The organism is Blastococcus sp. SYSU DS0539, assembly GCF_054050855.1.
The window spans coordinates 1-792 of sequence record NZ_JBJHAF010000032.1 but is presented as its reverse complement, the minus strand read 5'-3'; the positions used below and the strand labels follow the sequence as shown (position 1 = coordinate 792).

Sequence of the window (792 nt, the reverse complement as noted above, 5' to 3'; positions counted from 1 at the left end):
TAGCCGATTGAGGCGAATTGGATGATCCTATGCTGCCGAGAAAAGCCTCTAGCGAGTTCCGAGCGGCCCGTACCCCAAACCAACTCAGGTGGTCAGGTAGAGAATACCGAGGCGATCGAGCGAACTGTGGTTAAGGAACTCGGCAAAATGCCCCCGTAACTTCGGGAGAAGGGGGGCCATCTGCTGTGAACCGCCTTGCGCGGGGCAGCGGTGGGTGGCCGCAGAGACCAGTGAGAAGCGACTGTTTACTAAAAACACAGGTCCGTGCGAAGTCGTAAGACGATGTATACGGACTGACGCCTGCCCGGTGCTGGAACGTTAAGGGGACGGGTTAGTCACTTCGGTGGCGAAGCTCAGAACTCAAGCGCCAGTAAACGGCGGTGGTAACTATAACCATCCTAAGGTAGCGAAATTCCTTGTCGGGTAAGTTCCGACCTGCACGAATGGCGTAACGACTTCTCAGCTGTCTCAACCACAGGCTCGGCGAAATTGCACTACGAGTAAAGATGCTCGTTACGCGCGGCAGGACGGAAAGACCCCGGGACCTTTACTATAGCTTGATATTGGTGTTCGGTTCGGCTTGTGTAGGATAGGTGGGAGACTGCGAAGCGGGCACGCCAGTGTTCGTGGAGTCGCCGTTGAAATACCACTCTGGTCGAATTGGATGTCTAACCTCGGTCCGTGATCCGGATCAGGGACAGTGTCAGGTGGGTAGTTTAACTGGGGCGGTTGCCTCCCAAAATGTAACGGAGGCGCCCAAAGGTTCCCTCAGCCTGGTTGGCAATCAGGTGT

At 55.7% G+C, this 792-nt stretch carries 1 rRNA gene; it reads left to right on the top strand.

Annotated features, from left to right (window positions below):
- A 23S ribosomal RNA gene (locus ACI790_RS19850) occupies positions 1-792 on the top strand; the annotation flags it as partial.